The organism is Burkholderia aenigmatica (assembly GCF_048627025.1).
GTDB lineage: Bacteria > Pseudomonadota > Gammaproteobacteria > Burkholderiales > Burkholderiaceae > Burkholderia > Burkholderia aenigmatica.
Window position 1 is genome coordinate 2,058,416 of record NZ_CP184469.1, and the last position, 19,754, is coordinate 2,078,169.

Genomic DNA, 19,754 nt, shown 5'->3' on the forward strand with positions numbered 1-19,754 from the left:
CCAGGCGCAGCCGGCCAGACCCGGCCCGAAACGGCGCACGACGCGTTTCGCGTACGCGCCACACGTGCTGGGTATGATGGCGTTCCCGCCCCCACTTCCGGTGCCGACATGCTCACGGTCCATCACCTGAACAACTCGCGCTCGCAGCGCGTGCTCTGGCTGCTCGAAGAACTGGACGTGCCGTACGAGATCGTGCGCTACGCGCGCGATCCGAAGACGATGCTCGCGCCACCCGAGTTGCGCGCGATCCATCCGCTCGGCAAGTCGCCTGTCGTCACCGACGACGGCCGCACGTACGCCGAATCGGGCGCGATCATCGAGTACCTGGTCGAACGCTACGGCAACGGCCGCTTGGCGCCGCCGCCCGGCACGCCCGAGCGGCACGACTACACGTACTGGCTGCACTACGCGGAAGGGTCGGCGATGCCGCCGCTGCTGCTCAAGCTCGTCGCGCTGCGGATCGCGCACGCGCCGATGCCGTTCTTCGCCAGGCCGATCGCGCGCAAGATCGCCGCGACGCTGCAGTCGAGCTTCGTCGATCCGCAGATCGCGCTGCATCTCGGCTATATCGACGACACGCTGAGCCGCACCGGCTGGTTCGTCGGCGACGGCTTCAGCGCCGCCGACATCCAGATGAGCTTTCCGCTCGAAGCCGCGACCGCGCGCGGGGGCGACGGCCGGCACCCCGCGATCGCGCGCTTTCTCGACGCGATCCACGCGCGGCCGGCATACCGGCGGGCGCTGGAACGCGGCGGCCCGTACGAACTGCTCAAGTAGCCCGCGTCAACTCAGCAGGCCCGCCGCGACGTTGATCGACAGCCCGAGCACGGCCATGTTGAAGTAGAACGACAGGATCGACTGCGCGAGCACCGAGCGCCGCGCGGAACGGTTCGTCAGCGACACGTCGGCTGTCTGCGACGCAACCGCGAGCGTGAACGCGAAATACAGGAAATCCCAGTAATCGGGTTCGGGCTTCTGGTCCGGGAAGCGCAGCGCGCGATCGTTGCTCGGCGAGCCGTAATAGAGCCGCGCGTAGTGCAACGTGAAGATCGTCGGGATCAGGAACCACGCGCCGAACAGCGTCGCGCCCGTGATCGCGTAATGGCTGAGACCTGCGCGAAAGCCGACGCTCTTGGCGGTCGCGAGCTCGATCGCGATCGCGGCCACGCTCGCGACGGTCGCGATGCAGATGACCGTGAGCACGGTGGTCGCGTTTTCGTCGTCGCGGATCGCGATTTCGCGCACCTTGTGATGGTGCGCGGTGACCATGCGCACCCACATCAGCGCGAGATACAGCCAGATCGCGCAATCCCAGCCGATCAGCGCACGCACCGTCGGACGCAGCGGAAACGGCAGCAGCACCGCGCACAGCAGGCCGGCGACGAACGCCGCGACCAGGCGCGGCCGGTTGCGTAATACCTGCGGATAAAACGTCATCGTGTGATTCCGAAAGCAAATGGAAAGGTTCGGCCGGCGCGCGGAGCAGCCCTTCGCGCCGTACCGGCGGGTACCGCCCCGATTATCGTCATTCCATCGTGACGTGGCGATGGGCGCGAGCGCCTAAGATATTGGGATGACTGCCACCGCCCCCCTCTGCCACCATCCGGCGAACACGGCCGGCCGCGACCTGGTCGTCGGCGACCTGCACGGCTGCGTGGATGTGCTGCGCGCACTGCTGCACGACCTCCGCTTCGATCCGGCTCGCGACCGCCTGTTCTCGGTCGGCGACCTCGTCGACCGCGGCCCGGCCTCCGAAACCACCCTCGACCTGCTCGATCGCCCGTGGTGCCACGTCGTGCGCGGCAATCACGAGGAAGTGCTGAGCCTCGTGGCGCGCGGCAAGCTGTCGCCCGACGCGTGGCGCGGGATCGGCGGCGACTGGGGCGCCGACCTGCCGCCGGAACGGCTGCACGCGCATGCGGCGCGCGTCGACGCGCTGCCGCTGGTGCGCGTGATCGGCGACGGCCCCGGGCGCTTCAACGTGCTGCATGCGGAATTCTTCGGCTCGGACGCCGATCTCGACACGGGCAGCTATGCGCACGACGTGCGCGAGCGCTTGATCTGGGGCCGCGATCTCGTCCAGGGGCTTGCCGATCCGGCGCGGCAGGCCGGGCTGTCGCTGACCTGCACCGGACACACGCCGGTGCGCGCGCCGCAGCGGATCGGCGCGCAGTGGTTCATCGACACGGGCGCGTTCGCACCGGCCGGACGGCTCACGCTCGCCGAGCCGCGCACCGGGCGCACCTGGTCGATGACGCAAGCCGAAGCGCGCGAACGCCACGCGGGCGACTGGCCGCTGCCGTGACGCGCTGACGCGCTGAGGCCCGCGTGCGAGCGGGCCCGACCTAGCCGACCTGGTTCAGTTCGAACACCGCATCGACGGCCGAGCCGTTCCAGTTGTATTCGAGATAGGCCGCGTGATGGCAGTCGCGCAGCAGCGCGGTCCGGAACGCCGCCAGGCACTCGCCGCGCGGGTCGCGCACCGACGGATAGACGATCCCCGCGCCGCCGGCATTGCGCACGGCGCGGCCGAGCGCCTGCCCGGCGCTGTAATCGAGCGGATGCAGCAACGCCGGATCGCGTTTCGGCCACAGGCGCACATCGGCCACGTCGCCTTGTGCGATTACCGTGTAGAGCCGCATCTGCTGCCGCATCGGCGGCTCCTTCGTCGCGGCCAGGAACAGTGCGCTGTGATAACGCGTTTCGGCGATCGCCGTATCGCGCGAGCGCGCGCAGTAGAACACGCCATAGCTGCCGTCGGAAAAGCGGCTGCCCTGCGGATTCAGGTGCGTGAACGCGGCCATGATCGGCCCCCAGCCCTGCCCGTAGCGGCGCTCGGCGGGCGGCACAAGGTCGAGCGAACCGACTTCGTTGCGGATGCGATCGTTGGTCAGCGACTCGAGCGCATAAAGCGCGTCGAAGTCGTCCGCCGACGCCACGCGGTCGAACAGGTTGATCGCCGGAAAACGGGTGGGGATCACGCGATAGGCAGGCGCCCAGTCGACCGCGGTCGTGGGCCATTGTTGTACTTGAATCGGCATCGTCACGCCCAGCCACCTCGCATCGCGTCGAGATATTGCCGGACGGCGACCAGATCGCCGACATTGCCGGCGAGCATCCGGTCGAGTGCGCGCTTGCCGCCGAACGGCGCTGCGTCGTTGGGCCGCTTGACCCACGCATCGGCCGCGGCCGGCTGCGGCAGCAGGATCTGCAGCGCCTTGTAGATGCCGAGCAGCAGCGATAGCCGTTCGAGCGTATCGCGCGGTAGCCGCGCCGATTCCGGCGTGGCCTTCCACTTGAAGAACGTCGAACGGCCGGGCGAACCGAGCAGCACGATCTGCTCGTCGATCGTCAGCTCCCAGTCGCGCGCGATGTTGAAAAACGCACGCAGGCCGGCCGCCGACATCTGCGCGACCGAGGCCTGCGGCGGGGCGGAATGCGAATCGTAGGCGGGTTGTGACATGATCGTTAGTCTCGAAACGAATTTACTAACAAGATTAGTCCATTTTCGTATTTTTGCAAGGGTCGACACCCGGCGACCGGCCGGCACACCCGCCAAAAACGATATTTTTTGTCCATTCTGGACTCTGATTTTATTTTCTGCGTTAATGGCCGTGCGGACACCGCGCGCAGACGCGGTTCGTGTCCGTGAAACCGTGTCGCACAGAAACCGGAAGCACCCGCCAAGGAACGCACCATGAAGAGACTGATTGCCGCTGTTTCGATCGCCCTGCTCGCGGTATCCGCAGGCCCCGCCGTCGCGAAGGACTGGACCACGATCCGCTTCGGCACCGATGCCAGCTACGCGCCGTTCGAGTCGAAGGCGCCCGACGGCAAGCTGGTCGGCTTCGATATCGACCTCGGCAACGAGATCTGCGCGCGCCTGAAGGCGAAGTGCGTGTGGCTCGAGAACGATTTCGACGGGATGATTCCGGCGCTGAAGGCGAAGAAGTTCGACGCGGTGCTGTCGTCGATGTCGATCACGCCGCAACGCGCGCAACAGATCGGCTTCACGACGAAGATCTACAACCAGCCGACGCGGCTCGTCGTGAAGAAGGGCTCGCCGCTGCTGCCGACGGCCGAATCGCTGAAGGGCAAATCGATCGGCGTCGAGCAGGGCACGACGCAGGAAACGTATGCGAAGGCGTACTGGGGCAAGCAAGGCGCGAACGTCGTGTCGTACCAGAACCAGGACGGCGTGTACGCGGACCTGACCTCGGGCCGCCTCGACGCGGCGCTGCAGGATGAAGTGCAGGCGGCCATCGGGTTCCTGAAATCGTCGCGCGGCGCGAACTACACGTTCGTCGGCCCCGAGCTCGTCGACGACAAGGTGCTCGGCATCGGCGCCGGCATCGGGCTGCGCAAGGAGGACACCGACCTGAAGGCGAAGATCGACGGCGCCATTCTCGACATCGTCAAGGACGGCACCTACAAGCGGCTCGCGTCGAAGTACTTCGACTTCGACATCTACGGCGGCTGAAACGGCGTCGCGCGCGTACGGGCGCCACTCCCGTCGCGCGCGTCCGACCGCCCCTCCCCTCACCACCTGACGGCAACGGCACGATGCCGTTTGCCGTCACATCGAATGCAACATCCGTCGCACATACAGCACGACACCACGCATTTCATTCGGATTGCAGATTGATCGTTCGCGACGACGATGCCCGGCGCGAACGGATGTCGTGCGGCTTCGGTCAGTAGGCGAAGACCGGGCGTCGAGGTACCGGCGCCCGTGCGCACATGCCCTTGCGAATCGGGTTCGCGTGCAGGAAAGTGCCGACCCGGCGCGGATGACCGGCAATCAGCCGGATCCGCCTCGCACCGGGCGCGGAGAGATGGCCTGTCGATGCATGCCGGCCGGCTGCGAGAACGACGTTCGACCGGCGATGCTCCGAATCACTGCGATCGCGGCCTGCCGGCCGCGGCGTGTGGCGATCGATCATTTTTCTTCCCCGTATCAGTCTGATGGTTGTTCCGGCAACCGGGCGAGGCCGGTGCCCCGACGATCAGGCGACGACGCTCCGTGCTCGCCGGAGCGCGGCTGTAGTGCCGCGCGCCGCCGCATCCCCGCGGACTGGGTCCTGGCCGGTACTGACAGGGTTCGCTGCCGAACCGGACGGACCGTGCATCGTCGACTCTCGCACGCTCTCTTCCGCAAGGAGCGGGCCAGCTTCGCGCGAGCCCGGCCGGACAAGGGGTTGACCGGGCAGCGCGGCGCCCGGAACGGGGGCGGAATACGGGAAGTTGCGAAACTGAAACACGCGGTGCGCGGCACGCATCGGGCGCGTGGCGGCCCTGCCTTGCCGGATAAGGCTGAACAATGCAGTGCGGCATTTTTACCGAAACGCGGCCGGCCGTTCACCCCGATTTGCCGCGCCAATTTGCCTGGCCGCCGAGGCGAAACGTTTCATGCGCTTTACATGCCGTCGGCGGCGCGAAAATCGCGGGCCGCGCACGGCAGGAATCGGCCGGCGCCGGGCCGGCCGACTGCACGGCGATCGGGCGAACCCGGCGTGCGCCGTATCGGTTCACGCGTCACGCGTGCGCCGCTCAGCCGACCCGCTGATGCCCCGCGTCGCCGGACGGCGCGCCATCGTGCCCGCCGTTGTCGCCGTTCCCGCCGTTGTTGTCGTGATCGTTCAGGCCGTGCTCGATCATCATCCGGTAGAGCGTCACGCGCGAAATGCCGAGTTCGGCCGCGGCCTTGTTGATGCGGTGATCGTTGCGCAGCAGCGCATTCTCGATCGCGGTGCGCTCGGCGAGCGCCCGCGCCTGTTCGAGCGTCACGGGCTCGGTTTCGCCCGGCGTGTCGAGCCCGAGATCGTGCGGCGTCAGCAGCCGGCTCTCGGCCATCACGATCGCGCGCCGCACGCGGTTGATCAGCTCGCGCACGTTGCCGGGCCATTCGTAGCGCCGCATCGCGTCGAGCGCGGCCGACGTGAAGCCGCTGATCTTGCGGCCGCTGTCGGCCTTGTACTTCTGCAGCACGTAGTGCGCGAGGATGTCGATGTCCTTGCCGCGCGCGCGCAGCGGCGGCTCGTGGATGCGCAGCACGCACAGGCGGTGATAGAGGTCTGCGCGGAAGCGCCCGGCCTCGACCGCGCCGTCGAGATCCACGTGGGTGGCCGAGATGATCCGCACGTCCACCGGAATCGATTCCTGCCCGCCGAGCCGCTCGATCTTCCCCTCCTACAGGAAGCGCAGCAGGCTCGCCTGGCTTTCGACCGGCATGTCGCCGATTTCGTCGAGAAACAGCGTGCCGCCGTTCGCCGATTCGATCCGGCCCGCGCGCCGCTGGTTCGCGCCGGTGAACGCGCCGCGCTCGTAGCCGAACAGTTCCGACTGCAGCAGGTGATGCGGAATCGCGCCGCAATTGATCGCGACGAACGGCCCCTTGCCGCGGCCGGAACGCTCGTGAATCGCGAGCGCCGTCAGCTCCTTGCCGGTGCCCGACTCGCCCGAGATGAACACGCTCGCGTCGGTCTTCGCAACCTTGCGGATCGTGCTGAACAGCTGCTGCATCGCCTCGCAGTTGCCGATCATCCCGTGTTCGCCGATCGACGCCGCATAGGCCGCGCCATCGACGCGATCGAGCGCGGCCATCCCGCGCGCATGGCCGAGCACGTGCGAAATCCATTCGTAGGGCAACGGCAGGGTCACGTAATCGAAGCAATAGCTGCGGATCAGTTCGCGCACGGCGGGACTGATCGTGATGCCGGCTTGCGCGATGGAGATCCAGCCGATCGACGGCTGGCTCAGGCATGCCTTCAGCGCGGGATAATCGCGCGACGTGAACCCGGTGAAATCGACCAGCCCGGCGGCGACGGTCACGCCGGACGTCATGTTCTGCGCGGCGCCGGCCGTCTTCGCGACGGAGATTTCCCAGCCGAGCCCGCGCAGTTGCGCAAGCAACGGCTCGTCGGGCGAACGCATGATCACGAACAGCTTGCGTCCGTCTTCGGGCGCGGTAATGGACACATGCGTCATCTCGGGCACCGCATGCCCGTTTGCGTCAGGTGACCTAGCAACCATCGTTGTTCCCCGCTTGGCATTGGTATCGCGCGCCGTCGTCGCCATCGCGTGCGACGGACCACGATCGAAACGACATATTGGCCGCATTTCCGTCCGAATAAAATCCCCCCGCGCATGAATCGCACGTGAGGTGGACATTGTCATGAACGGTATATCGATGCGGCCGGTGCGCGGCTAGATGGGTGTTATCCCGGTGGCGTGTGCGGCGCGAGCCCCGAGCGGGCGGCCGCGCGACGCGCAAAGCCGCGCCGGTGCTGGCGCGCGGGGTTCGCGGGCGAGGCGGCGCATGCAGCATCGGCTCGCCCGCGCAGGCTTGCGCGGGCGGTCGACCGGCCGGCCGGACACCCGGCCATCCGGTTCGAATTGATTTCGGTCAATCGTCAGAGGAAGCCGGCTGATGCACGAACGCAACATGCGCGGCCCGCTGCCGCGCGCGCTGGCGCGGCGGCGGTATCAGCGGCCCGACGCGAGCGGCGCCGGCGCGTTCGCGCGGCCACGGCCGGCCGGCGTGCCGCCGTGTTCGCCATAGGTGGCGGCGAGCGCGTCGACCCGCGCGAGATGGTGGTGGTTGTCGTGATCCCACGGATGGAAGCCCGGCCGGAAGAAGCTCAGCCATTCGCCGGCGATGCGCGGGAACAGCCCGCGGCGCGGCCCGTACAGGAACGCCATCATCCGCAGCATGCCGCGCACGTGGTGGCCGGCGCCGCGATCGCGCCACAGCAGCGTCGCATGCATCAGGAACACGGTCGGCCAGAACGTCAGCGTCGTCAGCAGATACACGCCGATCCGGATCAGGTAACGGCGCAACCCCGGTTCCATCGCGGCATTCCATACGTCGAACGACACGGCCTTGTGCTCGGTTTCCTCGAGCGCGTGCCAGATCCACATCTGGCGGTAGCCTTCGACCGAGCCGTCGAGGCGCGTCGGGTCGCGCAGCAGCCAGTCGGCCAGCATCGCCGTGTAGTGCTCCGCCGCGACCGTGTGCGCGAGCTGCACCGAATGCGGCAGCTTGCGCTTCATGTAGCCGAGCACCGTCCACACGCGCTTGTCGAGCTTGCGCGCGGGCAGGTGATTCGCCTGCATCAGCTCGTTGTATTCGATGTGCTCGCGCGTGTGCATCGCCTCCTGGCCGATGAAGCCGAGCACCTGCTGCTTCAGCACGGGATCGTCGATCCGGTCGCGGTAGTTGCGCACCGAATCCATGAAGAAACGCTCGCCGGCCGGGAACAGCAGCGACAATGCGTTGAAGAAATGGGTCACGTGCGACCCGAGGCCATGCCAGTCCTTCGCGCGTTCGACCGGCAGGTCGAAGCGCAGGTCGCGGCGCACCGGCATGATCCCGGCTGCGGTGGCGGAAGCGGCTGACTTCATGTTCATCGTTCTCCTGGTTCCGGCGCGGCCCGGCGCGTCGTTCGACGCGGCCGGCGCGGGCCCGGGCGGCGCGTCGCGCACCGCCAAAATCTTGACATCGACAGCTGTAAAGATAGGCCGCCCGCGGCGGCGCACGCAAGCCGCGCGGTAGATGCGCGCTTCCAAACAGGGCACGGTCGAAAAGGCGGAAAAAACGGCGCTCGAACGGTATCCGGGCGGGTCGGGATTCGAACGCGCGAGACCGCACGCGTGCCGTTTGCGGCGGCCGGCGCCGCCTCGCAGCCGTGGCCTGAAAGCCCCGTGTGGCGGGCGTTTCACGGAATCCGGCGAAGCCGCGCAGCAGGCGGGCGAACGCCCCGGTAGCACCGATTCATACACGCGTCGCACTCGCGCGGTGCAACCTCGGTCGCACGGCTCGCGAAAAATTCAAACAGGCGTTCCATTTGCGTTTCGCGCGATCGCGGCCGCGGCGGCCCGCCGCCATCCGCGACACGCGTGCGACCGGCCGAAAACCACGAGCGGCGGCCCGCTGCGTGCTCGCCTACAATAGCGGTTTTACCCATCCTTTTTCAGGAGAAGTCATGTCTGTCATCACGACCGAATCGGGCCTCAAATACGAAGACCTGACCGAAGGCACCGGCGACGTTGCACAAGCCGGCCAGACCGTCAGCGTCCACTACACGGGCTGGCTGACCGACGGTCAGAAATTCGATTCGAGCAAGGATCGCAACGACCCGTTCGCGTTCGTGCTCGACGGCGGCATGGTCATCAAGGGCTGGGACGAAGGCGTGCAGGGCATGAAGGTCGGCGGCGTGCGTCGCCTGACGATCCCGCCGCAACTCGGCTACGGCCCGCGCGGCGCAGGCGGCGTGATTCCGCCGAATGCGACGCTCGTGTTCGAAGTCGAACTGCTCGCCCTCTGACACGGCACACGAGCCGCCGGCTGACGCCCTGCCCCATGGCACACCTTCCGTCCCCCACCGTCGCACTGCAACGCTACGACACGCTCGAAGCGTCGGACGTGCACGACTTTCACCAGATCGTGCTCGGCATCGACGGCGCGATGGTGATGGCGGTGGACGGCGTCAGCCAGCGTCTCGACCGGCACGGCGCCTGGCTGATTCCGGCCGGCGCGCGCCACGATTACGCGGGCCTGGGCGAGAACCGCCAGCTCGTGCTCAATCTCCCGCCCGCGTCGCTCGCGGTGCCGCAGCGGCTGTTCGACAACGCGCGCGCCGTGGCGATCGATCCGGCACTGACGTCACTGGTCGCGCAGATCGCGGCGGCAGCCGCGCAACTCGACGCACCCGCCGGCGACGCACAGCACGCGGCCGCGCACCGTTTTCAGTGGCAGGCGGCCGCGCGGCTGTGCGGCGCGCTGCTCGACGAACGCGGCATCGCCACGCCCGCACCGGGCCTCGATTTCGCGCGCATCGACCGCTGGCTGCGCGCACGGCTTGCGGAGCCGCTACGCATCGCCGATCTCGCCGCGCACTGCGGCTACGGAATGCGCCGTTTTCATCAACTGTTCGTCGATGCGTTCGGCGAAACGCCGCATCGCTACCTGCAGCGGCTCAGGCTCGACGCGGCCGTGATCCTGCTCGCGGACGGCCGGTATCCGCTCGTCGATATCGCCGGAATGGTCGGCTTCGCGGATCAAAGCACGTTCACGCACGCGTTCACGAAGCGCTTCGGCGTGGCACCGGGACGCTGGCGCGGCGCGCGGCATTGAGCGCAGCCGCGTGCCGGCGGTGAATCCGCGTCAACGCACGTCGTAGCGGCACGGTTCGGCAAACCGCATTCGCGCGGGCGTCCAGCCAGTCGCAGCCTTCGCCGCTCCCGTTCACCGTCTCATCACATCCTGTCGCCCGCTTCGACGCTTCACGTTCCGCTGAAACATCGCCCGCCGCCGCGTCCTACGATTGACTCATGGATACGACCGCCCCCTCCCCCGCCTTCCCGCCCGCGCTCGCCCGCATCGTCGCGACCGTCAGCACCGGCTTCGTCGTCACGCAACTCGACGTGACGATCGTCAACATCGCACTCGCGCATCTCGCCGGCGACCTGCACTTGCCGGTCGCCGGCCTGCAGTGGGTCGTCGATGCATACACGCTCGCGTTCGCGGTACTGATGCTGTCGGGCGGCGCGCTCGGCGACCGCTTCGGCGCGCGCCGCCTGTACATCGCGGGCCTCGCGCTGTTCGCGCTCGCGTCGCTCGCCTGCGGTGCCGCAAGCACGCCCGCGATGCTGATCGCTGCGCGCGCGCTGCAGGGCGTCGGCGCCGCGGCGATGCTGCCCAATTCGCTCGCACTGCTCAACGACGCGTGCCGGCACGACCCGCTCCTGCGTGCGCGAGCCGTCGGCGGATGGACGGCAGCCGGGTCGATTTCGATCGCGGCCGGCCCGGTCGTCGGCGGCCTGCTGATCGCGGCGTGGGGCTGGCGCGGCATCTTCCTCGTGAACCTGCCGCTGTGTGCGGCCGGGCTGGCGGCCGCCTTGGCATGGGTACCCGCGCGCCGCGTGGGGGCTACGCCGGCCGCGCCTTCCCGTTCCGTCCGTGCACTCGACCTGCGCGGCCAGTTCATCGCGATCGCGATGCTGACCGCGCTGACCGGCGCGGTGATCGAATGGCGGCCGCTCGGCTTCGCGCATCCGGTCGTCGCCGGCGGCTTCGCGCTGGCCGCACTCGCCGCGCTCGCATTCGTCGCGGTGGAAGCGCGCACGGCCACGCCGATGCTGCCGTTGTCGCTGTTCCGCCATCGCACGTTCAGCGCGGCCGTGCTGTTCGGGATCTGCGTGAACTTCACGTACTACGGCACCGTGTTCGTGCTCGCGCTGTACCTGCAGCGCGCACGCGGCGAATCGGCGTTGCAGGCGGGCCTCGCGTTCCTGCCGCTGACGGGCGGCTTCCTGCTGTCGAACCTCGCGAGCGGCCGCGTCGTGGCGCGTCACGGCCCGCGTGCGCCGATGCTTGCGGGCGCGCTCGTCGCCGCACTCGGCTACGGGTCGCTGCATTTCATCGACGCGTCGACGCCGCTGGCCGTGCTGCTGGTGCCGTTCCTGCTGATTCCGTCGGGCATGGGTTTCGCGGTGCCGGCGATGACGACCGCCGTGCTCGCGTCGGTCGCGCCCGAGCGGGCCGGCATCGCGTCGGCCGTGCTGAATACCGCGCGGCAGGCCGGCGGCGCGATGGGTGTCGCAGCGTTCGGCGCGCTCGCCGGCGGTGGCGGCGCGGCGCAGGTCGTGACCGGGTTGCGGATCGAAACGGCCGTGTCGGTCGCGCTGCTGGTCGCCGCCGCGCTGCTCGCGACGCGGGTGCGGCCCGATGCGCATCGCGGTGCATCGCCCGCGCGTCAGGCCGTGGCGGCGGCCGATTAAACGAAGGCGGTCAGGCGTCGCCGGGGTCGCGCTGGACCAGGTGACGCCACGGGAACACGTTGTCCTTGAAGTGACTCACGTAGCCGCCGTGGCCGGCCTGGATCACCATGAACGACAGCCGCGGATGCAGCGCCTGCAGCGCGTCGAGCGCGTCCCGATCGAGACAGGTATTTCTCAGCGTCAGCGTATGGAGCCGCTGGCCGGCCTGGCTCTTCAGCAAGCGCTCGTAGGCCTCGAACGACGTGACGCTGCCGGCGTCGCGCACGCGCTTCCAGGTCGAATGCAACGCGGTCGATTCGGAGAAATCGAGCCAGCCGAGCGACGACAGGTTGTCGCTGCCGGCAAGACGCTCGATGAACTGCTGCGTGTCGTCTCCACCGCCGATGCGCAGCCGCTGGAGATGCGCAAGCGGCACGTCGAAAAAGCGCGCGCCGGGTGCATTCGGCACCGTCAGCTCGGTGAGAAACGGCGCCTTCGCGGCAAAGCGGGCAATCTCGCCGCCCTCCTGCATGATCAGGTCGCGGCGCACGATCATCGACTGGTTGTGATCGGCCGGCTCGGTCGGCCGCACATACAGCGAGCGCAGCATCGGGAAGCGCGCATCCGAATCGAGCAGCGGACCGAAATCCCATTCGAGCGTGCCGTTCGCGCCTTCGTCGAGGCCGCTGAACGCGAGATCGGTCACGAGCGCCGCGACGTCCCGCTCGGCCAGACATTGCAGCGTCCAATCGAACGGCTCCTCCCAGGCGCCGCCGAAGTACCGGACATGCAGCCCGGCCCGCATCGGCGCGACGGTGACATGGTTGAAATCGGTCTGCCACAGCGGCTCAGCCGGATCGGCATGGTCGCGCCCGTCCTCGGCGCCCTCGCGCTCGCAGTAGTCGTGGATGCGACGCTGCAGGTCGAGCAGCAGCCGATAACCGGCGGAATCCAGCGGGTGGGACATGACGATGCGGCTCCGGTCGACGACGATCGCGACAGTCTATCCGACGGCCCAGCCGTCGCGCATGACGCTCACTGTCGCGTCGTACCGGCTGCGTCGCCGATCTTCTTCACGATCGTCTCCGCCGCCTTCAACGGCCGGCCGTCGTCATGCCGCAGCGCGAGCTTGCGGATCGCGCGCCCGGTGCTGCGGTCGAGCAGCACCGAATGCGGTTCGCCGCGCGCGAACAGGTTCGCCTCGCCCCACTGCCGCAGCATCACGATCACCGGAAACAGCCCTTCGCCCTTTTTGGTCAGCGCGTACTCCTGATACGCGCTACCGTCCGACGCCGGCACGACGTCGAACACGCCGGCGTCCACCAGCATCCTGAGCCGGTCGGACAGGATGTTGCTCGCAACGCCGAGGCTCGCGCGGAAATCGCCGAACCGGCGCACGCCGTCGAATGCGTCGCGCACGATCAGCAATGCCCAGCGATCGCCGACGATATCGGTCGCCCGTGCCACCGGGCACGGCGAATCCGCAAGACTTTTCTGCCTGGCCATGTTCCTCTCCGCCATCGCGCCGGCCGCCTTCTCGGCACCGCCGGCCATCCGTGCGCGGACGTTCCGCCCGCCGCACAACAAGTTGCATTTTAAAACTACTTTTCCTACACTCCATTTTGGTTTCAATTTGCAACTACTTTGCGTAAGGGAACTCATGGATTCTTCCTGTCATTCCGGCAGCGTTGCATCGAACGCACCTGCCCATGCAGCACATCCGGCCGCCGACGGCCGCCTGTCCGCGGCGCGCGTCGCGTTGCTGGCCATCTGCTGCGCGACCAGTGTCGCGAACGTCTACTACGCGCAGCCGCTGCTCGATTCGATCGCGCGGGATTTCGGCGTGTCGCAGGCGGCCGTCGGCGGCGTCATCACCGCGACGCAGCTCGGCTGTGCGCTCGCGCTGCTGTTCGTCGTCCCGCTCGGCGACCTGCTGAACCGCAAGCGCCTGATCACCGTGCAACTCCTGTTGCTGACGGCGGCCTGCATCGGTGTCGCCGCCTCGTCGACGCGCGTCGCGCTGCTGGCAGGGATGGTCGCCGTCGGGCTGCTCGGCACCGCGATGACGCAAGGGCTGATCGCGTGCTCGGCCGCGCTGGCGGGCGCCGGCGAACGCGGGCGTGTGGTGGGGGCCGCGCAAGGCGGCGTCGTGGTCGGGTTGCTGGCCGCACGCTCGCTGGCCGGCGTCGTCACCGATATCGCGGGCTGGCGGGCCGTCTATCTGGTGTCGGGCGCGCTCGCAATCGCCATGCTCGTCGTGCTGTCGCGGCTGTTGCCGGACGAGAACGGGCCGCGCGAGCGCATCGGCTACGCGGCGCTGCTGCGATCGATGGTGTCGCTGCTGCGCAATGAACGCGTGCTGCGCGTGCGTGGCGCGATCGCGCTGCTGATGTTCGCGGCATTCAGCATCTTCTGGAGCGCGCTGGTGCTGCCGCTGAGCGCGCCGCCGCACGCGATGTCGCATACGCAGATCGGCGCGTTCGGCCTGGTCGGCGCGCTGGGTGCGGCGGCGGCCGCCCGCGCGGGCCGGCTCGCGGATCGCGGGCGCGGCGAAGCGACGACCGGCGCCGCGCTCGCGCTGCTCGCGTGTTCGTGGTTGCCGCTCGCGTTCGGCAATACGTCGATTGCATGGCTGATCGTCGGCATCGTGCTGCTCGATATCGGCGGACAGGCCGTCCACGTCGTCAACCAGAGCATGATTCTCGGCGCGCGGCCCGATGCGCATGCGCGCCTCGTCGGCTGCTACATGCTGTTCTATTCGGCCGGCAGCGGGCTCGGCGCGATTGCGTCGACGATGATGTATGCACGCGCCGGATGGACGGGCGTCTGTGTGCTCGGCGCCGTCGTGAGCGTGGCGGCGCTCGGCGTCTGGGCCGCGACGCTCAGGCGCGCGTGATGCGTGCCGGCGCCGCGTATCGGATGGAGAAGGCCCGCCTGCCCTTCGCAGGCGGCCGGCACGCGAACCGGCCGCGCACGCGCACCGGTTCGGCTTTCGGTTCGGCGCGCAGGTTGCGCGCCGGGGGCACTCAACCCGCTGCCTGGATCGCCTCTTCGTACACGCCGGCCACGCGCCGCGCGATCACCGCGTTGTCGAAATGATCGCGCGCATAGCGCTTGCACGCAGCCTCGTCGGGTAGCGTGATCGCGCCCGACAGTGCGGCGCCGAGACCTTCCGCAATCGCGTCCGCGCCGGTGGACGGCAGCACGAGATCGCTGGACAACCCGGCGACCGCCTCCGGCAGCCCGCCGACCGGCGTGACCAGCACGGGCGTGCCGGACGCGAGCGATTCGACGGTGATCAGCCCGAAGCCTTCGAGCGCGACCGTCGGCACGACACTGACCGTCGCCGCGCGGTACAGCGCCGCGAGATGGTTGTCGGGCACGAAGCCGAGCAGCTTCACGTTGTCCTGCAGCCCGGCCGCATCGATGCGCTGCTGCAGTTCCTCGCCGATCTTGCCCTTGCCGGCGATCAGCAGCAGCACGTCCGGGTGACGGTGCTTGAGGAGGCCGATCGCGTCGATCAGGTCCTCCAGCCCCATGCGCCGCACGAGCCGGCGCACGGCCAGCACGATCGGCCGGTCCTGCGGCAGTTGCAGCTTGTGCCGCGCCTCGCCGGGCGTGAGCGGCGTGTCGAACTGCGCGGTATCGACGCAGCCGGGAATCACGCGCACACGCGACGGATCGATTCCGTAGCGATTCGTCAGGATCTGGCCGAACGCCTGCGACAGCACGATCAGCCGCGACGAACGCGTATAGACGGCCTGTTCGAGATAGCGCTTCGCGCGCTGCCCGAGCGACGCGGCACCCTCGACCTGGCTTTCGTCGGCCCACGGCCCCTGGAAGTGCGACACCTGCGGAATCCCGCGCGTGACGTCGAGGCCGGGGAACGTGTACAGCGCGAAGTGCGACGAGATCACGTCCGGCCGCTCGCTGCGAACCTCCTCGCGCAGCGCGCGCCGCGCGGCGAGCATCCGGCGCGCAAGCGATTCCGTTGCGGGGCCGAAACCCTGGATCGCACCATCCGTGTCGTCGGCGACCTTCGGCGAGCCGGCAACGAGCCCGCGCACCTCGACACCCGCGCCCGGCAGCGCGCCGACGAGCGAGTAGTACATCCGGTCGAGGCCGCCCGCGCGTTCGGGGAACCAGTGCATGCCGATTTGCAACGATTTGATCGGCCGGGAAGATTGGGACATCACGACTGCTCCTGCGTGACCGCATGCTCGACCCGCTCGAAAGCGGACGGCTGCGAAGGTTGGCCGATGCGCCGATAGAGCGCGACATACTGGGCGCCCATGTGCGCCCAGCCGAAACGGGTCATCAGTTCGCGGGCGGCGGCGCCCATCGCGCGACAGGTGTCGCGCGATGCCGCGAGCGTGCCGATCGCCTGCGCGAGCGCGGCCGGATCGTCCGGATCCTCCAGCACGATCCCGCATTCGCGCGTAATGATTTCCGCGCCGCCCGCCGTGCGCGCGGTGACGACCGGCAGCCCGGCCGCCATCGCCTCGAGCAGCGACAGGCTCATCGCTTCATAGCGCGACGGGAATACGTATGCGTCGACCGAGCGCATCAGCGTCGGCATGTTTTTCACGAGACCGAGGAAATGCACGCGCGAATCGATGCCGAGCGCGCGCGCCTCGTCCGGATACGGGCTGCCGGGCAGATAGCCCGCCACCGCGAGATGCACGTTCGCCGGCAGCTTCGTCAGCGCCTTCAGCACGGTGCCGAGGTTCTTGCGCGGCGTGCGCAGGTCGCCGACGAACAGCAGCAGGAACGCATCGTCCGGCAGCTTGAACGCCGCGCGATCGGCCTGCGCGCCCGCGAAGGCGCTGGTGTCGACGCCGTTGTAGATCACGCTGATCTTGCGGCTGTCGATGCCGAGCCCGGCGATCTCGTCGGCCACCTTCTGCGACACGGCCGTGATCGCGCGCGAACGCCGGTATGCCCAGCGCTCGAGCGTGGTGTTCACGCGCGTATAGACGTACTGGTAAGCCGACCACAGCCCCTTCGTCGGCCCGAACGGATAGTACGGACTCTTGAACCAGCCGCCGTGCACGAAGTGCGCGGTATTCACGTCGGCCTTGATCCACGAAATGAAGCCGTTCACGTGCAGCACGTCGTACTCGTCGCGGTGCGCGCGCAGCCAGGCCGCGCTCTTCAGCGCGAACACCTGCTGCTTGACGAGGTTCGACGGCCAGAAGCCGCCGACCTTCACCGGCACCCAGCGCACGCGCGGGTCGGCCAGCAGCTCGGGCGCGACGTGCGACGCGACCAGCGTGACCTCGTAGTTCTCGGCCAGCGCCGCGCGCGCGATTTCGTAATTGACGCGGCCCTGCCCGTCGTTATGTCGCACGACGTGCGTGACGATCGCGATTCTCAATGGTCGCCTCCCCGTAAACGCGCGGCGGCCAGCAGGCGTTGTGCCTTTTGCCAGTGCGCCGCGGAAAGAATCGAAAAAATGGCTGTGAACATCAGCAGGCCGCCCGTGCCGATCAGCGAGTTCGTGAACACGAGCATCGCGAAGGTCGACAGGCACAGGCTCAGGCACGCGCCGACGAACTTGTCCTTGCGCAGCTTGAACGCCGCGCGCAACGTGCGGCCGAACAGCATCACGACGCCGGCGAGATACAGCAGCGTGCCGGGCCAGCCGAGCACGAACGGCACGTTCATCACGCCGCTGTCGAAGCTGCCGTACTTGCCGAGTTCGCCGCTGTCGCTCGACAGCTTCGTGGATGCGCCCGTCGCGCCCATCCCTTCGCCGGCGACGTCGGTAAACGCCGTCTGCGCGAAGGTCGCGTAGAACTTGTTGCGGTCGTCGTAGCTGCGGTCGTCCTTCAGGTTCGTGATCGACTGGAGACGCTGGCCGAGGCGATCGGCCACCGGCCCGACGGTCAGCAGCGGCACGCACAGCCCGACCAGCACGACGCCGCTGATCAGGATCCGCATCCGCACGCGGTTGTTCGACTGCACGAGCTGGATCGCGAGCGCGATCACCCAGCCGCCCCACGTCGAGCGCACGAGACACAGCGCGAACGACACGAAGCCGGCCGCCCCCGCGAACCAGCGGATCTTCTGCGGTGCCGCGAGCACGAACACCAGCGCGCCCATCATCGCGAACGCGAACGGCCCCGACGAGTTCATCGTGCTGAACACGCGCACGCCGTACGGCACCGGCTCACCCTGCGAACCCATGTCGGAACCGATCATCCACAGCACGTCCCACTGCGGCATCACGAAGTACTGCACGACGCCGTACACGCCCATCACCAGCATGCCCCACATGAACGTGGACAGCAGCACGTCGCGGTACTCGGGGTAGTCGCGCGCGTTGACCATGATGTGAAAGCCGATCAGCACCGGGTACACCCAGTTCGCGAGGTCGTAGGTCGCGGCCATCACGCCGCTCGACACGATCCCGACGAGGTACGCGTACGCGAGCCCGAACAGCATCAGCAGAATCGGGATCCCGCGCCGCTGCGCGAGCACGCGGTAATGCCGGATCAGCCCGAGGCCGGCGATCATCGTCACCGCGAGCGGCGCGACCTGGATCAGGCTCGTTGGCGTGAACGCGCCCTTCGACCAGTCGGCGAGACGCCGCACTTCCGGGCTCAGGAACCACACCCACCACATGAAGCCGACGTAGCGCGCCGGACTCTTGAAATACAGCCAGATGCCGACCGCGATGGCCAGCACCGGAAACGCGAGCGTCAGCACCTTGCCCTGGTGAATGGCGATCAGCGCGGCGGTGAACGTCCACAGCCCGGCCTGCCCGACCCAGTGCTTCGGCTCGGGTAGCCAGCTGCGGTTGCGGTTGCGCGACGGCGCGCGTTCGGCGGTAATCGTACTCATCGATCCGCTCTCACCGCGACGACGGTCGCGAATCCGCGAGCGGCATCGCCAGGCCCGCGGCTGCCGGCGTCCGGCGCCGGCGCAGCATGTCGCGCGTGATCCGCACGTGCTGCTCGGCGAACGCCTGCGTGGTCAGGTCGCGCTCGCGCAGGCACGCGGCAGCGGCCTGCGCGCAGCCCAGCGCCGCGGCCGGATCGGCCACGAAGCGATCGGCGGCCTGACGCATCGCCTGTGCGTCGAACGCCGGCACATAGGCGGCCGTATCGTGCGGAAAGTAGTCGCTGAGCCCGCCGACGTCGGACACGATCATCGGCTTGCCGACGGCCGCCGCCTCGAGCATCACGGTAATGCCCGACGCGTGGAAGTTCGGCCGCAGCGGCACGACGATCACGTCGGCCCACGCGTACAGCTCGTGCTGCTTCGCGAGTCCCGACGCCGAGCCGATCTTCACGTTCGGCGCATGCCACTCGCGCGGCACGCGGCGGCGCGTCGCGAGCCGCACGTCGTAGCGCTCGTCGCCGCCGAACGCGGCGAGGAACGTGCGCCAGTCGCGGTCGCGGTCGTTGCCGATCGCCGCGATCCGCAGCGGCCGGTTCGGTTGCCATTGCTGCGGCTCGTTGATCGGGAAGTCCTGCGTGTTCAGCCCGTAGTAGACGAACTCGGCGTCGCGGCCGAGATAGCGGCGGCACAGGTCGGCGTTGTCGCGCGCCAGCGTGGTCAGCGCGTCGGCGCGCGCGATCAGCTTGCGGTACAGCCAGCGGCGCGGGCCGCCGAAGCTGCCCCACTTGTCGAACAGCCACACGCTCTGCGCGAGCAGCAGCGGGCGCTTGCCCTGTGCACCGGCGAGCTTCAGGATCAGCGAAGCGGCGAGATGCTCCTGCTCCGTGTGCGTCCAGATCACGTCGGTGTTCAGCAGCGCCGCGCGGTTGCGCCACGCATGCACGACGTCGAAGCCGAGCGCCGCCTTCAGCGCACGGCGCGCAAGGCTGGCTACGCGGTTCTCGCCGCCATCCTGCGAATAGGTCAGCCGGAATTCGTCGGATTCGGCATGGTGATAGCCGTACAGGCAGCCGATGTCCTCGCCTTTCCGGTAGGTACGCGGATCGGCGCCGTAAAACAGGTGAACGTGGACCTTGGTTGCAGTCATT

The 19,754-nt window shown here is 68.5% G+C and carries 17 protein-coding genes and 1 pseudogene; 7 read left to right on the forward strand and 11 right to left on the reverse strand.

The window, feature by feature from the left end; translation table 11 throughout:
- Positions 1–108: 108 nt before the first annotated feature.
- The gene (locus tag ACN8ZM_RS26140; protein ID WP_043177845.1) at positions 109–777 is read left to right on the forward strand and encodes a glutathione S-transferase; all 669 of its coding nucleotides are present in this window, start codon (positions 109–111) and stop codon (positions 775–777) included.
- A 6-nt stretch (positions 778–783) separates the two neighbouring features.
- Here the strand turns inward: ACN8ZM_RS26140 and ACN8ZM_RS26145 are convergent, their stop codons facing one another.
- Positions 784–1,437 (reverse strand): DUF1345 domain-containing protein, encoded by a 654-nt coding sequence (locus tag ACN8ZM_RS26145; protein ID WP_043177847.1) that lies wholly within the window; start codon positions 1,435–1,437, stop codon positions 784–786.
- A gap of 136 nt (positions 1,438–1,573) precedes the next feature.
- Here ACN8ZM_RS26145 and ACN8ZM_RS26150 point away from each other — a divergent pair, with 136 nt between their 5' ends.
- Complete coding sequence (locus ACN8ZM_RS26150; protein WP_089453433.1) at positions 1,574–2,305, forward strand: metallophosphoesterase; 732 nt, start codon at positions 1,574–1,576, stop codon at positions 2,303–2,305.
- 40 nt (positions 2,306–2,345) lie between these two features.
- On the opposite strand, the gene ACN8ZM_RS26155 is transcribed toward ACN8ZM_RS26150, so the two are convergent.
- Together ACN8ZM_RS26155 and ACN8ZM_RS26160 are read right to left on the reverse strand one after the other, a co-directional pair.
- Complete coding sequence (locus ACN8ZM_RS26155; RefSeq protein WP_043177860.1) at positions 2,346–3,041, reverse strand: RES family NAD+ phosphorylase; 696 nt, start codon at positions 3,039–3,041, stop codon at positions 2,346–2,348.
- Positions 3,042–3,043: 2 nt separating this feature from the next.
- Positions 3,044–3,463 (reverse strand): MbcA/ParS/Xre antitoxin family protein, encoded by a 420-nt coding sequence (locus ACN8ZM_RS26160; RefSeq protein ID WP_043177863.1) that lies wholly within the window; start codon positions 3,461–3,463, stop codon positions 3,044–3,046.
- A gap of 234 nt (positions 3,464–3,697) precedes the next feature.
- Between ACN8ZM_RS26160 and ACN8ZM_RS26165 the strand changes: the two genes are divergently transcribed.
- Positions 3,698–4,480 (forward strand): ABC transporter substrate-binding protein, encoded by a 783-nt coding sequence (locus ACN8ZM_RS26165; protein ID WP_175025070.1) that lies wholly within the window; start codon positions 3,698–3,700, stop codon positions 4,478–4,480.
- A 1,070-nt stretch (positions 4,481–5,550) separates the two neighbouring features.
- Here ACN8ZM_RS26165 and ACN8ZM_RS26170 read toward each other — a convergent pair.
- Both ACN8ZM_RS26170 and ACN8ZM_RS26175 read right to left on the reverse strand, forming a co-directional pair.
- Positions 5,551–7,032: pseudogene (locus ACN8ZM_RS26170) on the reverse strand (sigma 54-interacting transcriptional regulator).
- A gap of 453 nt (positions 7,033–7,485) precedes the next feature.
- Positions 7,486–8,403: a metal-dependent hydrolase gene (locus ACN8ZM_RS26175; protein ID WP_043179148.1), complete on the reverse strand. Its 918-nt coding sequence runs from the start codon at positions 8,401–8,403 to the stop codon at positions 7,486–7,488.
- Between the two features lie 581 nt (positions 8,404–8,984).
- Here ACN8ZM_RS26175 and ACN8ZM_RS26180 point away from each other — a divergent pair.
- From ACN8ZM_RS26180 to ACN8ZM_RS26190, 3 genes are all read left to right on the forward strand, one after another.
- Positions 8,985–9,326: an FKBP-type peptidyl-prolyl cis-trans isomerase gene (locus ACN8ZM_RS26180; RefSeq protein WP_420211168.1), complete on the forward strand. Its 342-nt coding sequence runs from the start codon at positions 8,985–8,987 to the stop codon at positions 9,324–9,326.
- Positions 9,327–9,361: 35 nt separating this feature from the next.
- The gene (locus ACN8ZM_RS26185) at positions 9,362–10,135 is read left to right on the forward strand and encodes a helix-turn-helix transcriptional regulator (RefSeq protein ID WP_205823257.1); all 774 of its coding nucleotides are present in this window, start codon (positions 9,362–9,364) and stop codon (positions 10,133–10,135) included.
- 197 nt (positions 10,136–10,332) lie between these two features.
- The gene (locus ACN8ZM_RS26190) at positions 10,333–11,781 is read left to right on the forward strand and encodes an MFS transporter (protein WP_420211169.1); all 1,449 of its coding nucleotides are present in this window, start codon (positions 10,333–10,335) and stop codon (positions 11,779–11,781) included.
- Between the two features lie 10 nt (positions 11,782–11,791).
- Here ACN8ZM_RS26190 and ACN8ZM_RS26195 read toward each other — a convergent pair whose 3' ends face one another.
- Together ACN8ZM_RS26195 and ACN8ZM_RS26200 are read right to left on the reverse strand one after the other, a co-directional pair.
- Positions 11,792–12,727 carry a hypothetical protein gene (locus ACN8ZM_RS26195; protein WP_420211170.1) on the reverse strand — a complete coding sequence of 312 codons (936 nt, stop codon included), beginning with the start codon at positions 12,725–12,727 and terminating at the stop codon, positions 11,792–11,794.
- 68 nt (positions 12,728–12,795) lie between these two features.
- The gene (locus tag ACN8ZM_RS26200; protein WP_196249761.1) at positions 12,796–13,266 is read right to left on the reverse strand and encodes a winged helix-turn-helix transcriptional regulator; all 471 of its coding nucleotides are present in this window, start codon (positions 13,264–13,266) and stop codon (positions 12,796–12,798) included.
- A gap of 154 nt (positions 13,267–13,420) precedes the next feature.
- On the opposite strand from ACN8ZM_RS26200, the gene ACN8ZM_RS26205 reads away from it, so the two are divergent.
- On the forward strand, positions 13,421–14,656 hold the full coding sequence (locus ACN8ZM_RS26205) for an MFS transporter (RefSeq protein ID WP_301768044.1): 1,236 nt from the start codon (positions 13,421–13,423) through the stop codon (positions 14,654–14,656).
- 130 nt (positions 14,657–14,786) lie between these two features.
- On the opposite strand, the gene ACN8ZM_RS26210 is transcribed toward ACN8ZM_RS26205, so the two are convergent.
- The 4 genes from ACN8ZM_RS26210 to ACN8ZM_RS26225 are packed head-to-tail and all read right to left on the reverse strand — an operon-like array spanning position 14,787 to position 19,753.
- A complete protein-coding gene (locus tag ACN8ZM_RS26210; RefSeq protein ID WP_043177880.1) occupies positions 14,787–15,953 on the reverse strand; it encodes a glycosyltransferase family 4 protein in 1,167 nt (388 codons plus the stop codon).
- Positions 15,953–17,137 carry a glycosyltransferase family 4 protein gene (locus ACN8ZM_RS26215; protein WP_043177882.1) on the reverse strand — a complete coding sequence of 395 codons (1,185 nt, stop codon included), beginning with the start codon at positions 17,135–17,137 and terminating at the stop codon, positions 15,953–15,955. The genes ACN8ZM_RS26210 and ACN8ZM_RS26215 overlap by 1 nt, the downstream gene beginning before the upstream one ends.
- On the reverse strand, positions 17,134–18,606 hold the full coding sequence (locus tag ACN8ZM_RS26220; protein WP_420211171.1) for an O-antigen ligase family protein: 1,473 nt from the start codon (positions 18,604–18,606) through the stop codon (positions 17,134–17,136). The genes ACN8ZM_RS26215 and ACN8ZM_RS26220 overlap by 4 nt, the downstream gene beginning before the upstream one ends.
- A gap of 10 nt (positions 18,607–18,616) precedes the next feature.
- Positions 18,617–19,753: a glycosyltransferase family 4 protein gene (locus ACN8ZM_RS26225; protein WP_420211172.1), complete on the reverse strand. Its 1,137-nt coding sequence runs from the start codon at positions 19,751–19,753 to the stop codon at positions 18,617–18,619.
- Position 19,754: the final 1 nt, after the last annotated feature.